General features: G+C 64.6%; 9 protein-coding genes. 2 read left to right on the forward strand and 7 right to left on the reverse strand.

Going from position 1 to position 16634, the window contains the following annotated elements:
- Positions 1–39 precede the first annotated feature (39 nt).
- From ACZ9CK_RS11585 to glf, 4 genes are all read right to left on the reverse strand, one after another.
- Complete coding sequence (locus tag ACZ9CK_RS11585) at positions 40–789, reverse strand: ABC transporter ATP-binding protein (protein ID WP_426298598.1); 750 nt, start codon at positions 787–789, stop codon at positions 40–42.
- Positions 789–1658: an ABC transporter permease gene (locus tag ACZ9CK_RS11590; RefSeq protein WP_476050019.1), complete on the reverse strand. Its 870-nt coding sequence runs from the start codon at positions 1656–1658 to the stop codon at positions 789–791. The genes ACZ9CK_RS11585 and ACZ9CK_RS11590 overlap by 1 nt, the downstream gene beginning before the upstream one ends.
- Positions 1655–3604: a glycosyltransferase gene (locus ACZ9CK_RS11595; RefSeq protein WP_476050896.1), complete on the reverse strand. Its 1950-nt coding sequence runs from the start codon at positions 3602–3604 to the stop codon at positions 1655–1657. The genes ACZ9CK_RS11590 and ACZ9CK_RS11595 overlap by 4 nt, the downstream gene beginning before the upstream one ends.
- A gap of 89 nt (positions 3605–3693) precedes the next feature.
- Positions 3694–4881, reverse strand: coding sequence for a UDP-galactopyranose mutase (glf, locus tag ACZ9CK_RS11600; RefSeq protein ID WP_426298602.1), 1188 nt, complete (start codon positions 4879–4881; stop codon positions 3694–3696).
- Positions 4882–5079: 198 nt separating this feature from the next.
- Between glf and ACZ9CK_RS11605 the strand changes: the two genes are divergently transcribed.
- Positions 5080–9150: an FtsK/SpoIIIE domain-containing protein gene (locus tag ACZ9CK_RS11605; RefSeq protein WP_476050020.1), complete on the forward strand. Its 4071-nt coding sequence runs from the start codon at positions 5080–5082 to the stop codon at positions 9148–9150.
- Positions 9151–9155: 5 nt separating this feature from the next.
- On the opposite strand, the gene ACZ9CK_RS11610 is transcribed toward ACZ9CK_RS11605, so the two are convergent.
- Entirely contained in the window at positions 9156–9533 is a 378-nt protein-coding gene (locus tag ACZ9CK_RS11610) for a hypothetical protein (protein ID WP_476050897.1), read from the reverse strand.
- Between the two features lie 352 nt (positions 9534–9885).
- Here ACZ9CK_RS11610 and ACZ9CK_RS11615 point away from each other — a divergent pair, with 352 nt between their 5' ends.
- Entirely contained in the window at positions 9886–10134 is a 249-nt protein-coding gene (locus ACZ9CK_RS11615; RefSeq protein WP_003804966.1) for a WhiB family transcriptional regulator, read from the forward strand.
- Between the two features lie 129 nt (positions 10135–10263).
- Here ACZ9CK_RS11615 and ACZ9CK_RS11620 read toward each other — a convergent pair whose 3' ends face one another.
- On the reverse strand, positions 10264–11733 hold the full coding sequence (locus ACZ9CK_RS11620) for a sensor histidine kinase (protein WP_426298606.1): 1470 nt from the start codon (positions 11731–11733) through the stop codon (positions 10264–10266).
- Between the two features lie 29 nt (positions 11734–11762).
- Positions 11763–16613 (reverse strand): NAD-glutamate dehydrogenase, encoded by a 4851-nt coding sequence (locus ACZ9CK_RS11625; RefSeq protein WP_476050021.1) that lies wholly within the window; start codon positions 16611–16613, stop codon positions 11763–11765.
- Positions 16614–16634: the final 21 nt, after the last annotated feature.

Raw genomic sequence — 16634 nt, forward strand, 5'->3', positions numbered from 1 at the left:
CCCGGTGTGCGGCGGCAGCGGGAGCCTGGGTCATCGACTTCATGCCTTGGTGCGGGAACGCAGGAACTCGACAACCTCGTGGCTTGGGCCGTCCTTGAGCACGCGGCCGTGTTCCAGCAGGATGCCCCGCGAACACACCCGTTGCACGAGATCGAGGTCGTGGCTCACGACGACGAGGGTCTGGCCGGCGTCCACGAGTTCCTGGATCTTGTCCAGGCACTTCTTCTGGAAGGGCTCGTCACCGACGGCGAGGATCTCGTCCACGAGGAAGACTTCGGGGTCGGAATGAACCGCCACCGAGAAGGCCAGACGCAGGTACATGCCGGACGAATAGAAGCGCACTTCGGTGTCAATGAACTCACCGATCTCGGCGAACTCGACAATCGAATCGAAACGTTCCTTGATCTGGGTTTCGGACATGCCCAGGATCGCGGCGTTGAGGTACACATTGTCGCGTCCGGACAGGTCGGGGTGGAAGCCTGCACCCACCTCGATCAGGCCGGCGACGCGTCCGCGGGTGCGCACAGTCCCCTCGTCCGGCGTCATGACGCCGGAGATGTGCTTGAGGAGGGTCGACTTGCCCGAGCCGTTGAAGCCCAGCAGGGCAACCGTCTCGCCCTGGCGGATGTCCAGGCTCACATCCCGAAGGGCATGGAACTTGGCCGAAAGGTCTCCCTTGCGTCCTTTGAGGAACCAGATGAGGGCTTCCTTGATGGACCGGGTGTGGCGCAGCACGAACTGCTTGCTGATGCCCTTGATCTCTACGGTTATGGGGGATGCTTCGGACACTACAGCTCCTGCGCGAACTTGACTTCGAGCTTGCGGAAGGTGAATTGGCCGAGGGCAAGCACCGCAGCCGAAACGACAAGGGCAACCGGGAGCCAAAGCTCGAAGAGCTGGGGCGGGGCGGCAAGCGCCGCATCACCCCCCGCCGTCGAGGACCAGAAAGCGTAGTGGAAGAGCTCGACGCCGACCGTCACCGGATTTGACTGGTAGACCCCGAACCAGAAGCCGCCCAGGCGCTCGTGCACCATGCCCCACTGGTACATGACCGGTGAAACCCAGGTGGCGACCATCAGCATCATCTCGACGAAGTTCTCGGAATCCCTGAAGTAGACATTGACCGAACTGAAGAAGAGACCCAGCCCTACCGACAGCATGGCGAGCACCAGGAATCCCGCAAAGCCAGCGAAGATTCCGAGCGGGGTGGGCTGCCAGCCGGTCAGGAGACAGCCGATGAGCAGGACCACGAGCTGGGGGAAGAAGTGGGCCGCCGACACGAAGACCGAAGCCACCGGGAAGAGTTCCCGCGGCAGGAAGATCTTCTTGATCAAGCCGCTGTTGTACACAATCGACTTCGCCGCGTTGTTGAGTGCTTCGGTGAAGAAGTTGATCAGCACGATGCCCGAGAAGAGATACACGGCGTAGTTGCCGACGTTCTTGTTCAGGCCCAGGAACACGCCCATTGCGATGTAGAACACCACGAACTGGATGGCCGGCTTGACATAGGACCAGATGACGCCCAGCACGGACCCCCGGTAGCGGAGTTTGATTTCCTTCCGGACCAGGAGCTTGAGCAGGTACCTGCGCCGGAAGACATCCTTGAGCCCCTGCCCGATCCCGGGCCGGACCAAGGGCGTGTCCAGGAGGGAGGTCATCCTCGCTCCCCCAGCGCCTGGGCGTTCCGGTCACGGCTGTCTGTGATCGTGTGCTCGGCGAAGGTCTTCGACCAGGACTCGATGGAGGAGAGGGCCGGCATTTTCGCCTTGTACTCCGCGGAGAGTCCATCCCAGCGGCGGACCAACTGGAACATCGACGCCGCCGCGGAGGTCAGCAGGGACTTGGCCAACTGCGGATCCCGGACGTACCAGGAGGCACCGGTTCCTTCGGCGTTGGTGACGATCGCCGAATCGAACTGGGACACCGTCCACCACTTGTTGTCCTGGTGGGAAATCCGGGCCTGCGGCCGGGCGGTATCCTCGGCGGTAACGTCGGTGAAGAGTTGCCTGCGGAGGGTCTTCACGCCCCACGGAAGGAGGGTCTTCAGCGACGGGCGCGCTGCCACGGCCGCACTTCCGCCCAGGGTCTTTTCCTTTTGGGCCGTCGGGAAGTCATCCGGGTCGCTGAGGTACACGGTGTCGCTATGCTCGGCCAGCATGCTCCGGATCCGCGGCAAGGTGGTATCCAGCATTCCGTGCAGCCCATCGGGACCCTTGAGCAGGTCGTCCATCGCCCACACCCGGCCCTTCGCCGTCGCGTACTGCATCGAAAGCGTGTGCTTGAGGTCGGCGAAAAGGGCGCCCAGCAACGCACGGCCACCCTTGGCGAAGGGGCTGTACATCAAGGCGACCATGAGCCGGTTCCGGTTATGGAAGTAGGCCTGCCAGCCGACCAGATCGTCCTTGTCGCCCCAGGAGATGTGCCAGACGGCTGCGCCCGGCAGGCTGACGGTCTGGTACCCGTGCGCCTTGGCGCGCAGCCCGAACTCCACGTCGTCCCACTTGATGAAGACAGGCATGGAAAGCCCGATCTCCCGGATGATCGACGTGGGGATCAGGCACATCCACCAGCCGTTGTAGTCGACGTCGACGCGGCGGTGCATCCAAGGGGTCTGCCGCAGATTGGAAATCAGGAAGTCGTGCCCGAGCTCCATCTCCGCGTACGGCTGGTCCGGCTGGATCCGCTGCGGGTTCACAATCTCGCCCAGGGTGTGCAGGGCAGTCCGGTGGTGCAGGTCGAACATGTGGCCGCCGACGATCGTGGGCTTCCGGCAGTACCGGGCGAACGTCAGGAGGCGGGTGATGCTCTCGGGTTCGATCACGATGTCATCGTCCATGAGCAGGACATAGTCGCTGCCGTTGCCGCAGGCCTCGAACATGCCGCGCGAGAAGCCGCCCGAACCGCCCAGGTTGGACTGCTCGATGACCCGCAGTTTCCCGCCCAGGTCCTTGGCCACGTCCTCGAAGCCCGCGGCTGCCGAGACCTTGTCGCTGCCCTGGTCCACGATCAGGACCTCGCCCACATGGTCCAGGCACTCCGGGTGTGCCGCCAGCAGCCGGAGGTTGTTCAGGCAGAAGGACGTCTTGTTGAGGGTGGTGATCTCCAGGGTCACCGATGCGGCGGCAGGCGCCGGTCCCGGTGCCTGCCACTCGGCGGAATCCATGAACAGTTCACCGCGGCCGGCGACAAGGTCGAACCAGTACCAGCCGCCGTCGCCGAACGGAAGCAGGTCCAGTTCCACAACGGAAGTCTGCTCCCCCGTCACCGGAATGCTCTTCTGCTGCAGAAGGGCACCTTTCGCGTTGGAGCGGAAGACGACGATCGTGCCTTCCCCGCGGGTGCTGACGCTGAGTCTGACACGGCTGAGCGTGGTCCACTTCCGCCAGTATCCGGCGGCGAATGCGTTGAAGTAACTACCGAAGGAGACCCGCTCGCCGGGGCGCACCCGGGTTGCGCAGCGGCCGATGAAATCTTCCGCGTGGGCTTCCCTGGCCTGCGAGCTCAGGCGCACGGGGCGGCGGCCCTGCTTCCTGGCTTCCTGCTCCGTCGGGGCCGGAGTACCGGCTGCGGTCCCCATGTCAACGTAGAGCGGTGCAGTGTCCATCTCCGAATGTTCCGGGAAGATGACCCTCTGGAGGGTGACCCACTCCGGGCCGCCCTCGACGCCGGGCTGCCCGCGATGGGTTTCCGCGCTCACGCGTCCACTCCTCCGCTTTCGATATCCGCGCCGCTCTCGAAGTGGGGCCGGATCTTGTTGTCGAACATGGACAGCGCCGAACCGATGGCCATGTGCATGTCGAGGTACTTGTAGGTGCCGAGCCGGCCGCCGAACAACACATCCTTCTCCGCGGCGGCGAGGTCGCGGTACTTGAGCAGCTTCTCGCGGTCCTCGGGGGTGTTGATCGGGTAGTAGGGTTCGTCGCCCTTCTCGGCGAATCGGGAGAACTCACGCATGATGACGGTCTTCTCCGTCTGGTAGTCGCGCTCGGGGTGGAAATGGCGCGGCTCGATGATGCGCGTATACGCGACATCGGCGTCGTTGTAGTTCACCACGGAGGTGCCCTGGAAATCGCCTTCGTCCAGCACCTCTTCTTCGAAGTCGATGGTGCGCCAGGAGAGGTCGCCTTCGACGTACTCGAAATAACGGTCCACGGGGCCCGTGTACACAACCGGGATCTTTCCGACCACCTTGGACTTCGAGTACTCGTGCGAGTCGTCGAAGAAGTCCGTGTTCAGGCGCACCTCGATGTTGGGGTGTTCTGCCATCTTCTCGATCCAGGCGGTGTAGCCGTTGGTCGGCAGGCCCTCGTACTTGTCGTTGAAGTAGCGGTTGTCGTAGTTGTAGCGCACCGGGAGGCGGGAGATGATGCCCGCCGGCAGGTCCTTGGGGTCGGTCTGCCACTGCTTGCCCGTGTAGTGCTTGATGAAGGCCTCGTACAGGGGGCGGCCGATCAGCTGGATGCCCTTGTCGTTAAGGTTCTGGGGATCCGTGCCTGCAAGTTCCCCGGCCTGCTCCTGGATCAGCGCCTGGGCTTGGCGCGGCGTCAGGTTCGCGCGGAAGAATTGGTTGATCGTGGCCAGGTTGATCGGCAGGGAGAAGACCTCGCCCTTGTGCACGCCGTAGACCTTGTGAACGTAGTTGGTGAAGGTCGTAAACCGGTTGACGTACTCCCAGACCCGTTCGTTCGAGGTGTGGAACAGGTGGGCACCGTAACGGTGCACCTCGATCCCGGTCTGCTCTTCAGTTTCGCTATAGGCATTGCCGCCGATGTGGTGCCGGCGGTCAAGGACCACGACCTTCAAGCCTAGCTCAGTGGCGGCCTGTTCTGCGATTGTCAGGCCAAAGAAGCCCGACCCGACGATGACGAGATCAGCAGTCACAAATTCTCCTGGTTCGAATGCGGGCAGCCCAATAGGGTGCATTGGGCTGCATCCCAAGCCTACCCGAGATGCTCGTTCCGCATTCCTGCGCCCCTGTCTCCGCAGTTGTCCACATAGACGCATTCCTCCCTCGAAGCACGCCATAGGCAGACATACCTTGGGAAACGGGGCGCACCACCGGGGGAAGGAAACCGTCACATGCCATTCCATTGCACTCTGGTCCGCGGCCCGCTCTCTCCGTTACGGCAGGAACCTGTCGAGCTGACGGTGGAGATCGACGACGGTGGCCCGGGCTCGGCGGTCCAGGCCGCCGTCGCCGGACGCTTCCGCGCCGGTGGGCTGACAGTCAGCGGGCGGCCGCTTTCTTCCCTGACGGTCGGCCGGCCGCCTCTGGTGCCGGGCGCCGTCCTGGTGGACGGGGCGGAGGCGGATGGAGCTTACCCGACCCCGCCGTCCCGCGGCCGGGCGGCGCTGCACCTTCTGGTACACACCGGCCCGGGTGCCGGCCTCGTTGTGCCGCTGGAACGCGGCAGCTATTCAATTGGCCGGGGGAATTGCGACGTATCGATCCCTGATCCGGACCTCTCCCGGATCCATGCCATGCTCACGGTTTCGGATACCTCGGTTTCATTACGCGACAACGGCAGCTCAAACGGAACAAGCGTGAACGGCCGCAGGATCCGCGCTGCCGTTGTTTCCACCGATTCGCTCATCCAATGCGGCAAGTCGCTGATGACCGTTGTCTTTGACGGCAGCCCCCACGCCTCCACGCTTGTTGCCGCCGGAATCGGGACCGATGATCCTCTCCGGGTTCCGCGCCGCCCCGAAGCGTCGGGCCGCCTCAACCTGCTTCTCATGGCGGGTTTGCCGCTTCTCCTGGGCGTGGCGCTGGCCATCACCACTGGGACCTGGATGTTCCTTGCGTTCACGGGTATATCGGCGATAGCGGTACTGGTCCCGTTGGCGGCCGGTCGCAAGGAGCGCCGGGCCTTCAACTCTGCATTGCGTACTGCCGAATGCAACGACAGGGAACGAAGGGAACGGGCTGCACCGTCGGCAGCAGATATCGTCCTCGCGGTCTTGCCCGCAACGCCCGGGCCGTCAGGGCAGGACCCGCCCCGGCTCCGCGGCCCGGACTCCATCCCGGCGGACCCCAAGCATGCGGGAAAACAGGCCGAAACGGGAAGTACCGGCGGGGTCGCGCTGCGCATCGGCACCGGGCAGCAACAAGCGCGAATTGTTCTCGATCCGCCTGATCCGCTCTTCAAGGTCCCGGTCCTGCGCAGCTCCCCGGTCACCTTGGATCCCCGGCTCCGCGACATACCTGTCGCCGGCCCCGCGGCCAGGATCGCCGGTCTGTTCAACTTCCTGCTGATGCAACTTGCTGTGTTTCCGTGCGCATCTTCTTCTCCGGTCATCATCTGCGGCCGGGCGGAACTGCTCCCGCTGAGTGCCCGGTTCCTGCCACGGACCATCCTGTGCGCCGATCCCGATTCCGCGCTTGAAGCACTTTCCGGGTACAAGGAAGCAGGATTTCTTTTCCTGCCGGACCCGCAGGGGAAAGCGGACCCGCTGCTTCACGCCGCCGGCGCCGCCGGGTGGACGGTGTTTCGTCGGAGCGAAGGTCCGGACCACCAGGCCGTCATCGACTTGGCTCAAGGCTGCGGGATGCTATGCGATGGGAGGGGCAGCCTGTCCTTCGAAGCCGACCTCGTGGTCCCCGAAGTCTTCGATTCCTTCTGCAGGCTCCCCGGGAAGGAGGCTCCGCAAGCCAGGGACACCGCCGGCTTGCCAGCGAACTGCAACCTCGGCGACCTCATTCCTGTGGACGCGCCCTCGATCAGGAACCGCTGGGAGGAATCGACGAAGTGTCCAGGGCTCCCGGCAGTCATCGGCCGCGGGGAAACCGAACCCAGGACTCTCGACTTGGTAGAGGACGGCCCGCACCTGCTGATCGCCGGAACCACTGGCGCCGGAAAGTCCGAACTTCTTCGCACCATTGTCACGGCGCTTTCGCTCACGCATAGTCCCGAACGGGTCAACTTCCTGTTCCTGGACTTCAAGGGTGGGTCCGGGCTGGGACCGCTGGCAACGCTTCCGCATTGTGTAGGCCTCCTCACAGACCTCAAGCGTCGCGGCGTGGACCGGGCATTGGCCTCCCTGCGCGCTGAGGTGCGGCAGCGTGAACAGCTTCTGGCCGAGGCCGGCGTCGAGGACCTCGGGTCCTACCGTCTGAAGGCCCACCAGGAAACCACCCCCGGCCGTCGTTCCAGTCGCCGGCCGCTGCCACGGCTGGTTATCGTTGTCGACGAGTTCCGAATGCTCATTGAGGACTCGCCGTCGGCCCTTGCCGAACTCATGAGGGTGGCCACGGTCGGCAGGTCCCTCGGAATCCACCTGATCATGGCGACGCAGCGGCCGCAGGGCGCCATAAGCTCCGACATCCGCGCCAACGTCACCACCAGCATTGCACTTCGGGTCCAATCCGAAATGGAGTCCCGGGACGTCATCAACTCCCCGCATGCAGCACGCATCCCTCTGTCGCTGCCTGGCCGGGCGTACCTAAGCAGGGGGACAGAAGATTGCGAGCCGTTCCAGGCCGCTTCGCTGTCGGGTCCGACCGAAAAAGGTGCGCCCCGGAACGTCGTAGCTCATGAGGCGCTCCATGCTCTCAGGACTTGCCTGACCGGCCCGAAGCTCTCCCTGCCCGGCGTCGCCGGCAGAGACCCTGATCCCGGGGAAGCCGGCCGTCTGGTCGTTGACTCGGTCCGGACCGCCTGGTCCGGGCTGGAGAAAGCACAGCCGCGCAGGCCGGTTGCCTGGGAACTGCCTGAATCCGTCCGGCTGGACGGAGCAAGCGGCTCGCCCTCCGCCGGCCGCCATGCAACGGTCTTCTCTCAGGCCGGATTCCTGGGGGTGGTTGATCTGCCGGACAAGCAATGCACCGCTCCGTTGTTCTGGCATCCCGGGCAGCACGGTCATCTGGCGCTTCTGGGTCCGCCCGGCAGCGGCGTCGAAAGCGCCTGCCTCTCGATTGCCGCGCAGCTGGTGTCGGCTGACGGTGAAATCCACTGTTACGTCCTCGATGGCGACGCCTCTTTTCCAGCAGAGCCCCTGCCGTCCCGGGTCGGGGCCGTGGTGACGGTCCAGGAGCCGGGGAGAGCTGTCCGGGTTGCCGAACGTATCGCCGCGGAGATTGCGACGCGGCAAAGCAACGGAGGCGCAGGGCATATCCCGCTGCTGCTCGTCGTCACCGGTTGGGCATCCTGGCTCGCCCTTTTCCGCGCCGGCCCGCTCGCCTGGGCGGAGGACCTCTTCCACGGCATCAGTAGGGACGGAGCCAAGGCAGGCGTTCATCTCCTGGTGACGGGCGACAGGGAACTGACGACGTCCCGGCTCTACGGCTCGCTCCCCAACCGCGCATACTTCCCGCGCGGAAGCACCGAAGAGGGTCGCGTGGGTTGGCCGCGCTTCAACCCCCTCGAGCCATTCCCGGCCCGCGCGATGGTCTGCGGACCGATCCTCGGTGAAGGGCTGGCAGAGGCGCAGTTCGCCGAACCGCCCGAGGGACGATCCTGGCCGTACGGAGCGGTGCCTGAACCCGTGCGACCTGTGTTCCGGGTACGCCACCTGCCCCGGAGGCTTGGCCTTGCCGACGTCATCGCGCAATCCCGGAACGATGCTTCGGCGGCGCCCGACGGCGGGCCCTCCCCCGCCATCCTGTTGGGCTTGGGAGGAGACGAACTCGATCCTGTACGACTGAGGCTCCCACCGGGCGGAGCCACGCTCGCCCTGGGACACCCTGGCAGCGGCAAGTCGGGCCTGTTGGACGTACTGCCGGCCCTGAATCCTGGAATCCACTGGCTGCGCGCCGCACCAGGATCCGATCCCGGAGCATTCTGCACAGAGCTCCACGCACAGGCCAGGGCCGGTTCCATCGATCCCCGGGGCATCGTCCTTATCGACGACGCCGACCGGCTGGGAAGCCAAGCAGCCGGACTTGCGGCGGCGCTGCCGTCGCTGGGGATCCGCGTGATCGCAACTGCTGCCTTCAGCCAGGCCCTCTTCCAACGCGTCCCTCTGGCCGCCCAAGCGTTGGACGAAGGACGAGGAATCCTGCTCTCGCCCCGGCATCCATCGGACGGCGGCCTCTTCGGGATCCGGATAGAAGCGGGTCCGAAAGTTCCCGGCCGGGCGGTGCTTGTTCAGGACGGCGACTCACGGACCTTCCAGATCCCTTTCACGGAGCCCCCGGGTGTCGCGGCCTGAACCAGTCACAGGGCGCCCGAGGAACCCCCTGTCCGGGATGCGAAGGCGAGGACTTTCTTTTCGAACAGGAAGACGATCGCTGCCAAGGCGGGGACGATCATGGCGAGACCGGCAAGCGGCAATCCGCCGGTCATAGTCGGAATCCCAATGGTCAAAACGAACAGTTGGGCCACAAGGGCGGCCGCCCGGGTCCAGCGGTAGCCGCGGAACAGGAAGTGCCCCACCGCGAATAGCCATGCCGAAAAGACAAGGAGAAGGCCCAGGGTAAAAACCGCTCCCCAGAAGGACGCTACAGGTGCCCCGCTGACAAGCTGGAACGTGTAGAGACCTGCCGCGGCGAGAAGGGCCAACGCCTCGAGGAGCACCACAAGTGAAATGACAATGACCCCAACAGGCCGGGGACCTGTGCCTCCGCCTCCTGGGGAACCATCCTGTCGAGGCGCGTCAGCGTTCTTGTGGAATGGCTCGTTGGCGGGGTTCTCAGGGGGTATTGACACACTGGCACCCTACCGGACATAGTCAAAGACCGGTGGCAGGACCGGCAGCCGATGTGATGCATCGCTCACGTTTAAGAGGCATTTCAAAGGCTCGAACCCCTTGTTTACACGGCGTTAACATGACACGCTTGATTCAGACGACCAAGGGGGCCCATTGGGTCCCCTTTTCCTATGAAGCCTCTCGTGAATATTTTCACAAAGGCTCGACTAGTTCTGACGAATGGAGTGACTGATCAGCATGGATTGGCGTAACCGCGCAGCCTGCCTCGACAAGGACCCCGAGCTTTTCTTCCCCGTGGGAAACACTGGACCGGCCCTTCTCCAGATCGAAGAAGCAAAGAGCGTCTGCCGCCGCTGTCCAGTCGTGGATACCTGCCTGCAATGGGCCCTCGAGTCCGGCCAGGACGCCGGCGTCTGGGGCGGCATGAGCGAAGATGAACGGCGCGCCCTGAAGCGCCGCGCTGCCCGCGCCCGCCGCGCCTCCTAGGCAAAGGCGCCTCCTCGTCGGGGCGTCCGGGGCACCACGACAGGTCGGCAGGCAAGGGTACTAACAAACGAAATGCCGCAGGGCGGCCCGGACCAATGGTCCGGGCCGCCCTGCGGCATTTCATGGTCTTCAGTTCGGACGCAGGCTCAGGACGATCTCAACGGAGGTACCGCCGCCGTCGCGCGGGAACCATTGGATGCTGCCGCCCAGCTCGCTGGTGACAAGCGTGCGGACAATCTGCAGCCCGAGGCCTTCGGAATACGACCCTTCGGGGAGACCCACGCCATCGTCCGAAATCGTCACCGTCAGCATTTCGTCGCCCTGGGTCCCCGTGGACCGGTCGGCAATCAGCCAGACGGTGCCGGCGCGGCCTTCCAGCCCGTGCTCCACGGCATTGGTAACGAGCTCGTTGATCACCAGGGCCAGCGGTGTAGCGAAATCGCTTGGCAGTTCACCGAACAGTCCGGAACGTTCGGTCCTGACATATTGCGACGGCGATGCGACCTCCGCCGACAAGCGGAACTGGCGCCCGATCAGCTCGTCAAAGTCAACGCTCTGGGTGAGTCCCTGGGACAGGGTTTCGTGGACGAGCGCGATGGTGGCTACCCGTCGCATCGCCTGCTCGAGGCCTTGCTTGGCTTCATCGCTGACCATCCGGCGCGACTGCATGCGAAGCAGGGCAGCCACGGTCTGCAGGTTGTTCTTCACCCGGTGGTGGATCTCCCGGATGGTGGCATCCTTGGTCACCAATTCGAGTTCGCGGCGGCGGAGCTCGGAGACATCCCGGCAGAGCACCAGCGCGCCGAAGCGCTGGTGCTCGTCACGGAGCGGAATCGCCCTGAGGGACAGGCTCACGCCGCGCGACTCGATCTCGCTGCGCCAGGGCATCCGTCCGGTGACCACGAGCGGAAGGGTCTCGTCGACCATCCGCCGGTCCTTGAGCAGGCCAGCAGTGACCTCGGCGAGCGAACGCCCCTCGAGTGTCTCCACTTCGCCAAGACGGCGGAAAGCTGAGACACCGTTGGGGCTCGCGTACTGGACGATGCCGTCGGCATCGAGCCTGATTAGCCCGTCGCCCACGCGTGGCGCTCCCCGGCGGGAACCTGTCGGGGAAGCAAAGTCCGGCCAGAGCCCGAGGGTCCCCATCCGAAGCAGGTCGTAGGCACACTGGCGGTACGTCAGCTCCAGGCGCGAGGGCATCCGTGAACTGGAGAGATCCATGTGGGATGTGACAACGGCAAGGGTCCTGCCGTTGCGCACCATTGGCACGGCTTCCACACGCAGCGCCATCTCGCTGCTCCAGCTGGTTTCGCTGGAGCGCTCGATCGAGCGGCTGTTCCAGGCCTTGTCGACCAGGGGCTGGAGATCGGAGCGGATCCCCTCCCCCACGAAGTCGGCGTGGAAGACCGTGTGGCTGGTCGATGGCCGGACGTGGGCCAAGGCAATGTATCCGAACTCGGGGTGCGGAAACCACAGCGCAAGGTCCGCAAACGCCAGGTCGGCGACCATCTGCCAGTCGCCGACCAGGAGGTGCAGCCATTCGGCATCTCCAGGCCCGAAATCAGCATGCTCCCTGATGGGGTCTGTAAAGATTGCCACTGCACCTCCATATGCGGCGCCGGGTTTCCCTAGCGCCGGACGATTGACCTCAAGAGCCTCAATGCTACCGACAGAGACGCCATGTCGTCGGCTTCGAGGGCGTTGACCTCGTCGAACATGCTCTTCGCACGGCCCAGTTGATCGGCATTAAGCAGTTCCCACGCCTTCAGGCGATCTTCAGCCTCGGCACCGTTTTCGCTCGACTCGAGCACCGACGTCGTGATGTCCGCAACTGTCGAGTACAGGTCGTCCCGCAGCGCAGCGCGGGCCAGCGCCTGCCAGCGGTCGTCCCGCGGCAGGGCACTGATGCGCTCAAGCAAGGAATCCACGTGGAAGCGGTTGAACACCGTGTAGTAGACGTTGCTGACGTCTTCCACCCGGCTTGAACGGCTCTCCGCGATCCGGGCGATGTCCAAAAGGACGAAGCTCTCGAAAAGCTCGGACCACCGGCGGGCCAGGTCTTCAGGCAGCTTCCATTGGCGGCCGCGCTCGAGCCAGCCGCGGACGCGTTCCTTGTCGTCTCCGCGCAGGTACTCGAGCACCCTGGAGCGCATCGGGTCCAGCATCGGCTTGAAGGACGCGACGATATCGGCAATCGGCTTGCCGGCCAGGCCCTGGGTCAGGAGCCAGCGCACGGCCCGGTCGAGCAGGCGCCGGATGTCCAGGTGGACAGCACTCCAGTGCTCGGTCGGGAAGGAAGCAGGCAGTGCATTGAGCTCTGCCACCATCGAATCCAGATCGTAGATTTCGCGCAGGGCGACAAAGGCCTTGGCAACCGCCACCTCGTTGGCGGAGGTCTCTTCCATGGTCCGGAATGCGAAGGTGATGCCGCCGAGGTTGATCATGTCGTTGGCCACCACGGTTGCGATGATTTCGCGGCGCAGCGGATGCGAGTCCAGTTCGGCGTCAAAGCGTTCCCGCAGCTGCTGCGGGAAGTATTCACGGATGGTCCGCTGGAACCAGGGGTCGTCGGCCAGGTCGGAACGCCCAAGCGCTGCCGCCAGCTCAATCTTGGCGTAGGCCGCCAACACGGACAGTTCCGGGGAGGTCAGGCCCTGGCCCTGTTCGAGGCGTTCGCGCAGGCTTGCGGTGGTCGGAAGTGCCTCCAGGTCCCGCTTGAGGTCTGCGTGCTGTTCCAGCCAGTCCATCAGGCGCTCGTAGCTCGGGCTCCAGTCGGCCACGCGGGTACGGTCGTTGAGCAGCAGGATGTTCTGGTCGATGTTGTCTTCCAGGACGAGCCGGCCGACTTCCTCCGTCATGTCAGCAAGGAAGTCAGCGCGCTCGGCGGCGTCAAGCTTGCCGGCCTTGACCATGCGGTCCACGAAGATCTTGATGTTCACTTCGTGGTCCGAGCAGTCCACGCCCGCGGAGTTGTCGATCGCATCCGTGTTCAGGATGATGCCCTGGAGCGCGGCCTCGATGCGTCCGCGCTGGGTCAGGCCGAGGTTACCGCCCTCACCGACAACCTTGACGCGGAGCTCACGTCCGTCAACGCGGATGGCGTCGTTAGCCTTGTCGCCGACCTGCGCGTTGGATTCGCTGCTTGCCTTGACGTAGGTTCCGATTCCGCCGTTGTAAAGCAGGTCAGCGGGAGCGAGCAGGATCGCGCGGAGAAGCTCCGGCGGGCTCAGCTGGACGGTACCTTCCGGCAGGCCCAGCGCCACACGCACCTGCTCCGTTACCGGAATCGACTTGGCCTGGCGCGGGAAGACTCCGCCGCCCTCGCTGATCAGCGAGCGGTCGTAGTCATCCCAGGACGAGCGCGGGAGTTCGAAAAGCCGCTGGCGTTCAGCGAAGGAAGACGCAGCATCCGGTGCGGGATCCAGGAAAATGTGCCGGTGGTCGAAGGCCGCAAGCAGGCGGATGTGCCGGGAGAGCAGCATTCCGTTGCCAAAGACGTCCCCTGACATGTCGCCGACGCCAACCACCGTGAACTCTTCGTTCTGGGTGTCCAGATCCAGCTCGCTGAAGTGGCGCTTGACGGATTCCCACGCACCGCGGGCGGTGATGCCCATTGCCTTGTGGTCGTAACCGACGGACCCGCCCGAGGCGAAGGCGTCACCGAGCCAGAATCCGTACTCCATGGCAAGGCCGTTGGCGATGTCGGAGAACGTCGCCGTTCCCTTGTCGGCGGCGACCACCAGGTAGGAATCGTCGGCATCCTGACGGACAACGTTCGACGGCGGCACGATCGTCTCGCCGCCGGCGTCAGTGACCAGGTTGTCGGTAATGTCGAGCAGTCCCCGGATGAAGGTCTTGTAGCATTCGACGCCTTCCGCCATCCAGGCGGCACGGTCGACGGCCGGGTCCGGCAGTTGCTTAGCGTAGAAGCCACCCTTGGCGCCGGTCGGAACGATCACGGCGTTCTTGACCGTCTGGGCCTTGACGAGTCCAAGGATTTCGGTGCGGAAGTCTTCCCGTCGGTCGGACCAGCGCAGGCCACCGCGGGCGACCTTGCCGAAGCGCAGGTGTACGCCTTCGACGCGCGGCGAGTACACCCAGATTTCGAACATCGGGCGCGGGAACGGCAGTCCGTCGATCTGCGTCGGATCAAGCTTGAAGCTCAGGTGCGCCTTCCCCTGGAAGAAGTTGGTCCGGAGCGTGGATTCAATCAGGTTCACGAACGTGCGCAGAACGCGGTCGGCGTCGAGCGTCGCCACCCGGTCGATGGCCTCGGCCAGGCGCGCGCGTGCACTTTCCTGGCGAACCTGGCGGGTATTTTCCTCAACGGCGGGGTCGAAGCGGGCAGCGAAGAGTTCCAGCAGTCCGCGGGCGACTTCGGGATTCGAAAGCAGCGTGTCGGCGATGAACTCGAAGGAGTTCGTGTTGCCCATCTGGCGCATGTACTTGGCGTAGGCACGGAGCATGACCACTTGGCGCCACGGCATGCCTTCGCGCAGAACCAGTCGGTCGAAACTGTCCGACTCCACGGCGGCAGTGACTGCGGCAGCAAAGGACTCCGCAAGAAGCTTCCCGGTGGCGAGGGGGTCCACGCCGGACGGGTACTTGAGGCCGAGATCGTACAGGAAGAAGTCGCGTTGATCGGCGGTTTCGATCTCGAAAGGCCGTTCATCGAGGACTTCGAGTCCGAGGTTGTGGAAATAGGGCAGGATCTGGCTGAGGCTCTTGGGTTCGAGCAGGTAGAGCTTGACCCGGGCATCCTCCTCGAGGACCTCCCCCGCCCCCTTGGGGAGGTAGACATGAACTCCAGGCATCGCCTGGGCAGGCGTTTCACGGAGGGCCGTGGCCGCGCCGTACTCCTCAAACCGGGCAATGTCTTCCAGCGCATCTTCGACTTCGTAGTCCACCCGGTAGCTCGCGGGGAACGCTTCCGCCCACACCGCGGAGCGGCGATCGGCTTCCTCGCCGCTCCAGCGCTCCCGGACGACCTCGGAGATGCCTTCACCCCAGGAGCGCGAAGCCCTGACAAGCCGCTTTTCGAGGGCAGCGGCGTCTACTTCGCCCAGTTCGGCTTCACGCGGCAGGCGGATCCGGAAGAACACACGTGCGAGCGCGGACTCGGTGATCCGGGCTTCGTAGTCGATGCTCTCCGCCGCGAAGGTTTCGCGGAGTTCCTGCTCGATCCGCAGCCGGACGTTCGTGGTGTACCGGTCTCGCGGGAGGTACACCACAGCGGACATGAAACGCCCGTAGATGTCCGGGCGGAGGAACAGTTTAGTGCGGCGGCGTTCCTGGAGACGCTGGATGCCAAGGGCGGTCTCGGCGAGATCCTCGGTCTCGATCTGGAACAGTTCGTCCCTTGGGTAGGTCTCGAGGATGCCCAAGAGGTCCTTGCCGGAGTGCGAGTCCCTCGGGAATCCGGCGGAAGCCAGCACCGCGTCGACCTTCTCCCGCACGATCGGGATGTTGCGGACGGAGCCCGTGTACGCGCTCGTCGCGAAGAGGCCGATGAAGCGGCGTTCGCCATTCACGTTGCCGGCGGCGTCGAAACTCTTGACCCCGATGTAGTCGAGGTAGGCCGGGCGGTGGACGGTGGAACGGGAATTCGCCTTAGTGATTACGAGGGCCCGCTTCTCGCGCGCCTTGCGGCGGCCGGCGTCGGTCAGGTGCTGGATCTGGTGGGGGTGGTCCCCGGCGCGGAGGAGGCCCAGGCCGCTCCCGTCGCGCAGTTCCAGCACGTCCTCGCCGTTTTCGGTGATCAGGTCGTATTCGCGGTAGCCAAGGAAGGTGAAGTTTCCGTTATCCAACCAGCGGAGGAGGTCCTGGGTTTGCCGCAGTTCGGCAATGTCTTCGGGGTGGGTCACCCTGTCCAGGGAGGACGCAAGCTCAATTGCCTTGCTGCGCATCTTCGGCCAGTCTTCCACGGCGACCCTGACATCCCGCAGGACGCGGCGGATTCCGTCGAGAAGTTCCTGCTGGGCGGAATCCGGAATCCGGTCAACCTCGACGGCGATCCAGGACTCCATGTGGGAAGCGTTCAGGCCCTCGGCGAAGAGACGGGAAACATCGGGAAGGGCCGCGGTGTCACCGCTGGAGATACCTACGGTGGCTGGCACCCGGGCAACCCCGGCGAGCTCGCCGTCCGCATCGCGGGAGACCACGAACAAGGGGTGCATGACCAGCCGGATGGCGCAGTTCTGGCGCACCAGCTCGGCGTTCACGGAGTCCACGAGGAAAGGCATGTCATCGGTAACGATGTAGACGACGCTGCGGTCGGCCTCGTTGGCGATCTGGATGTTGGCGCTGCCCGGGTTGCGCTTCTTGGCGACGTCGCGATGGGCAAGTGCCCTGGCGTGCAGCCGCTCGGCGGAGTATCCGCGTGCGTCCTCCTCCGCCAGATGTTCGTAGTAGTCTCCGAGGAAACCTTCCGGGCCTACACCCGTTGCGGAACGATCCTCAACACTGGATCCTGACGACATCGACACACGCCTCCATCACAT

The sequence above is a fragment of the Arthrobacter sp. TE26545 genome (assembly GCF_056279005.1).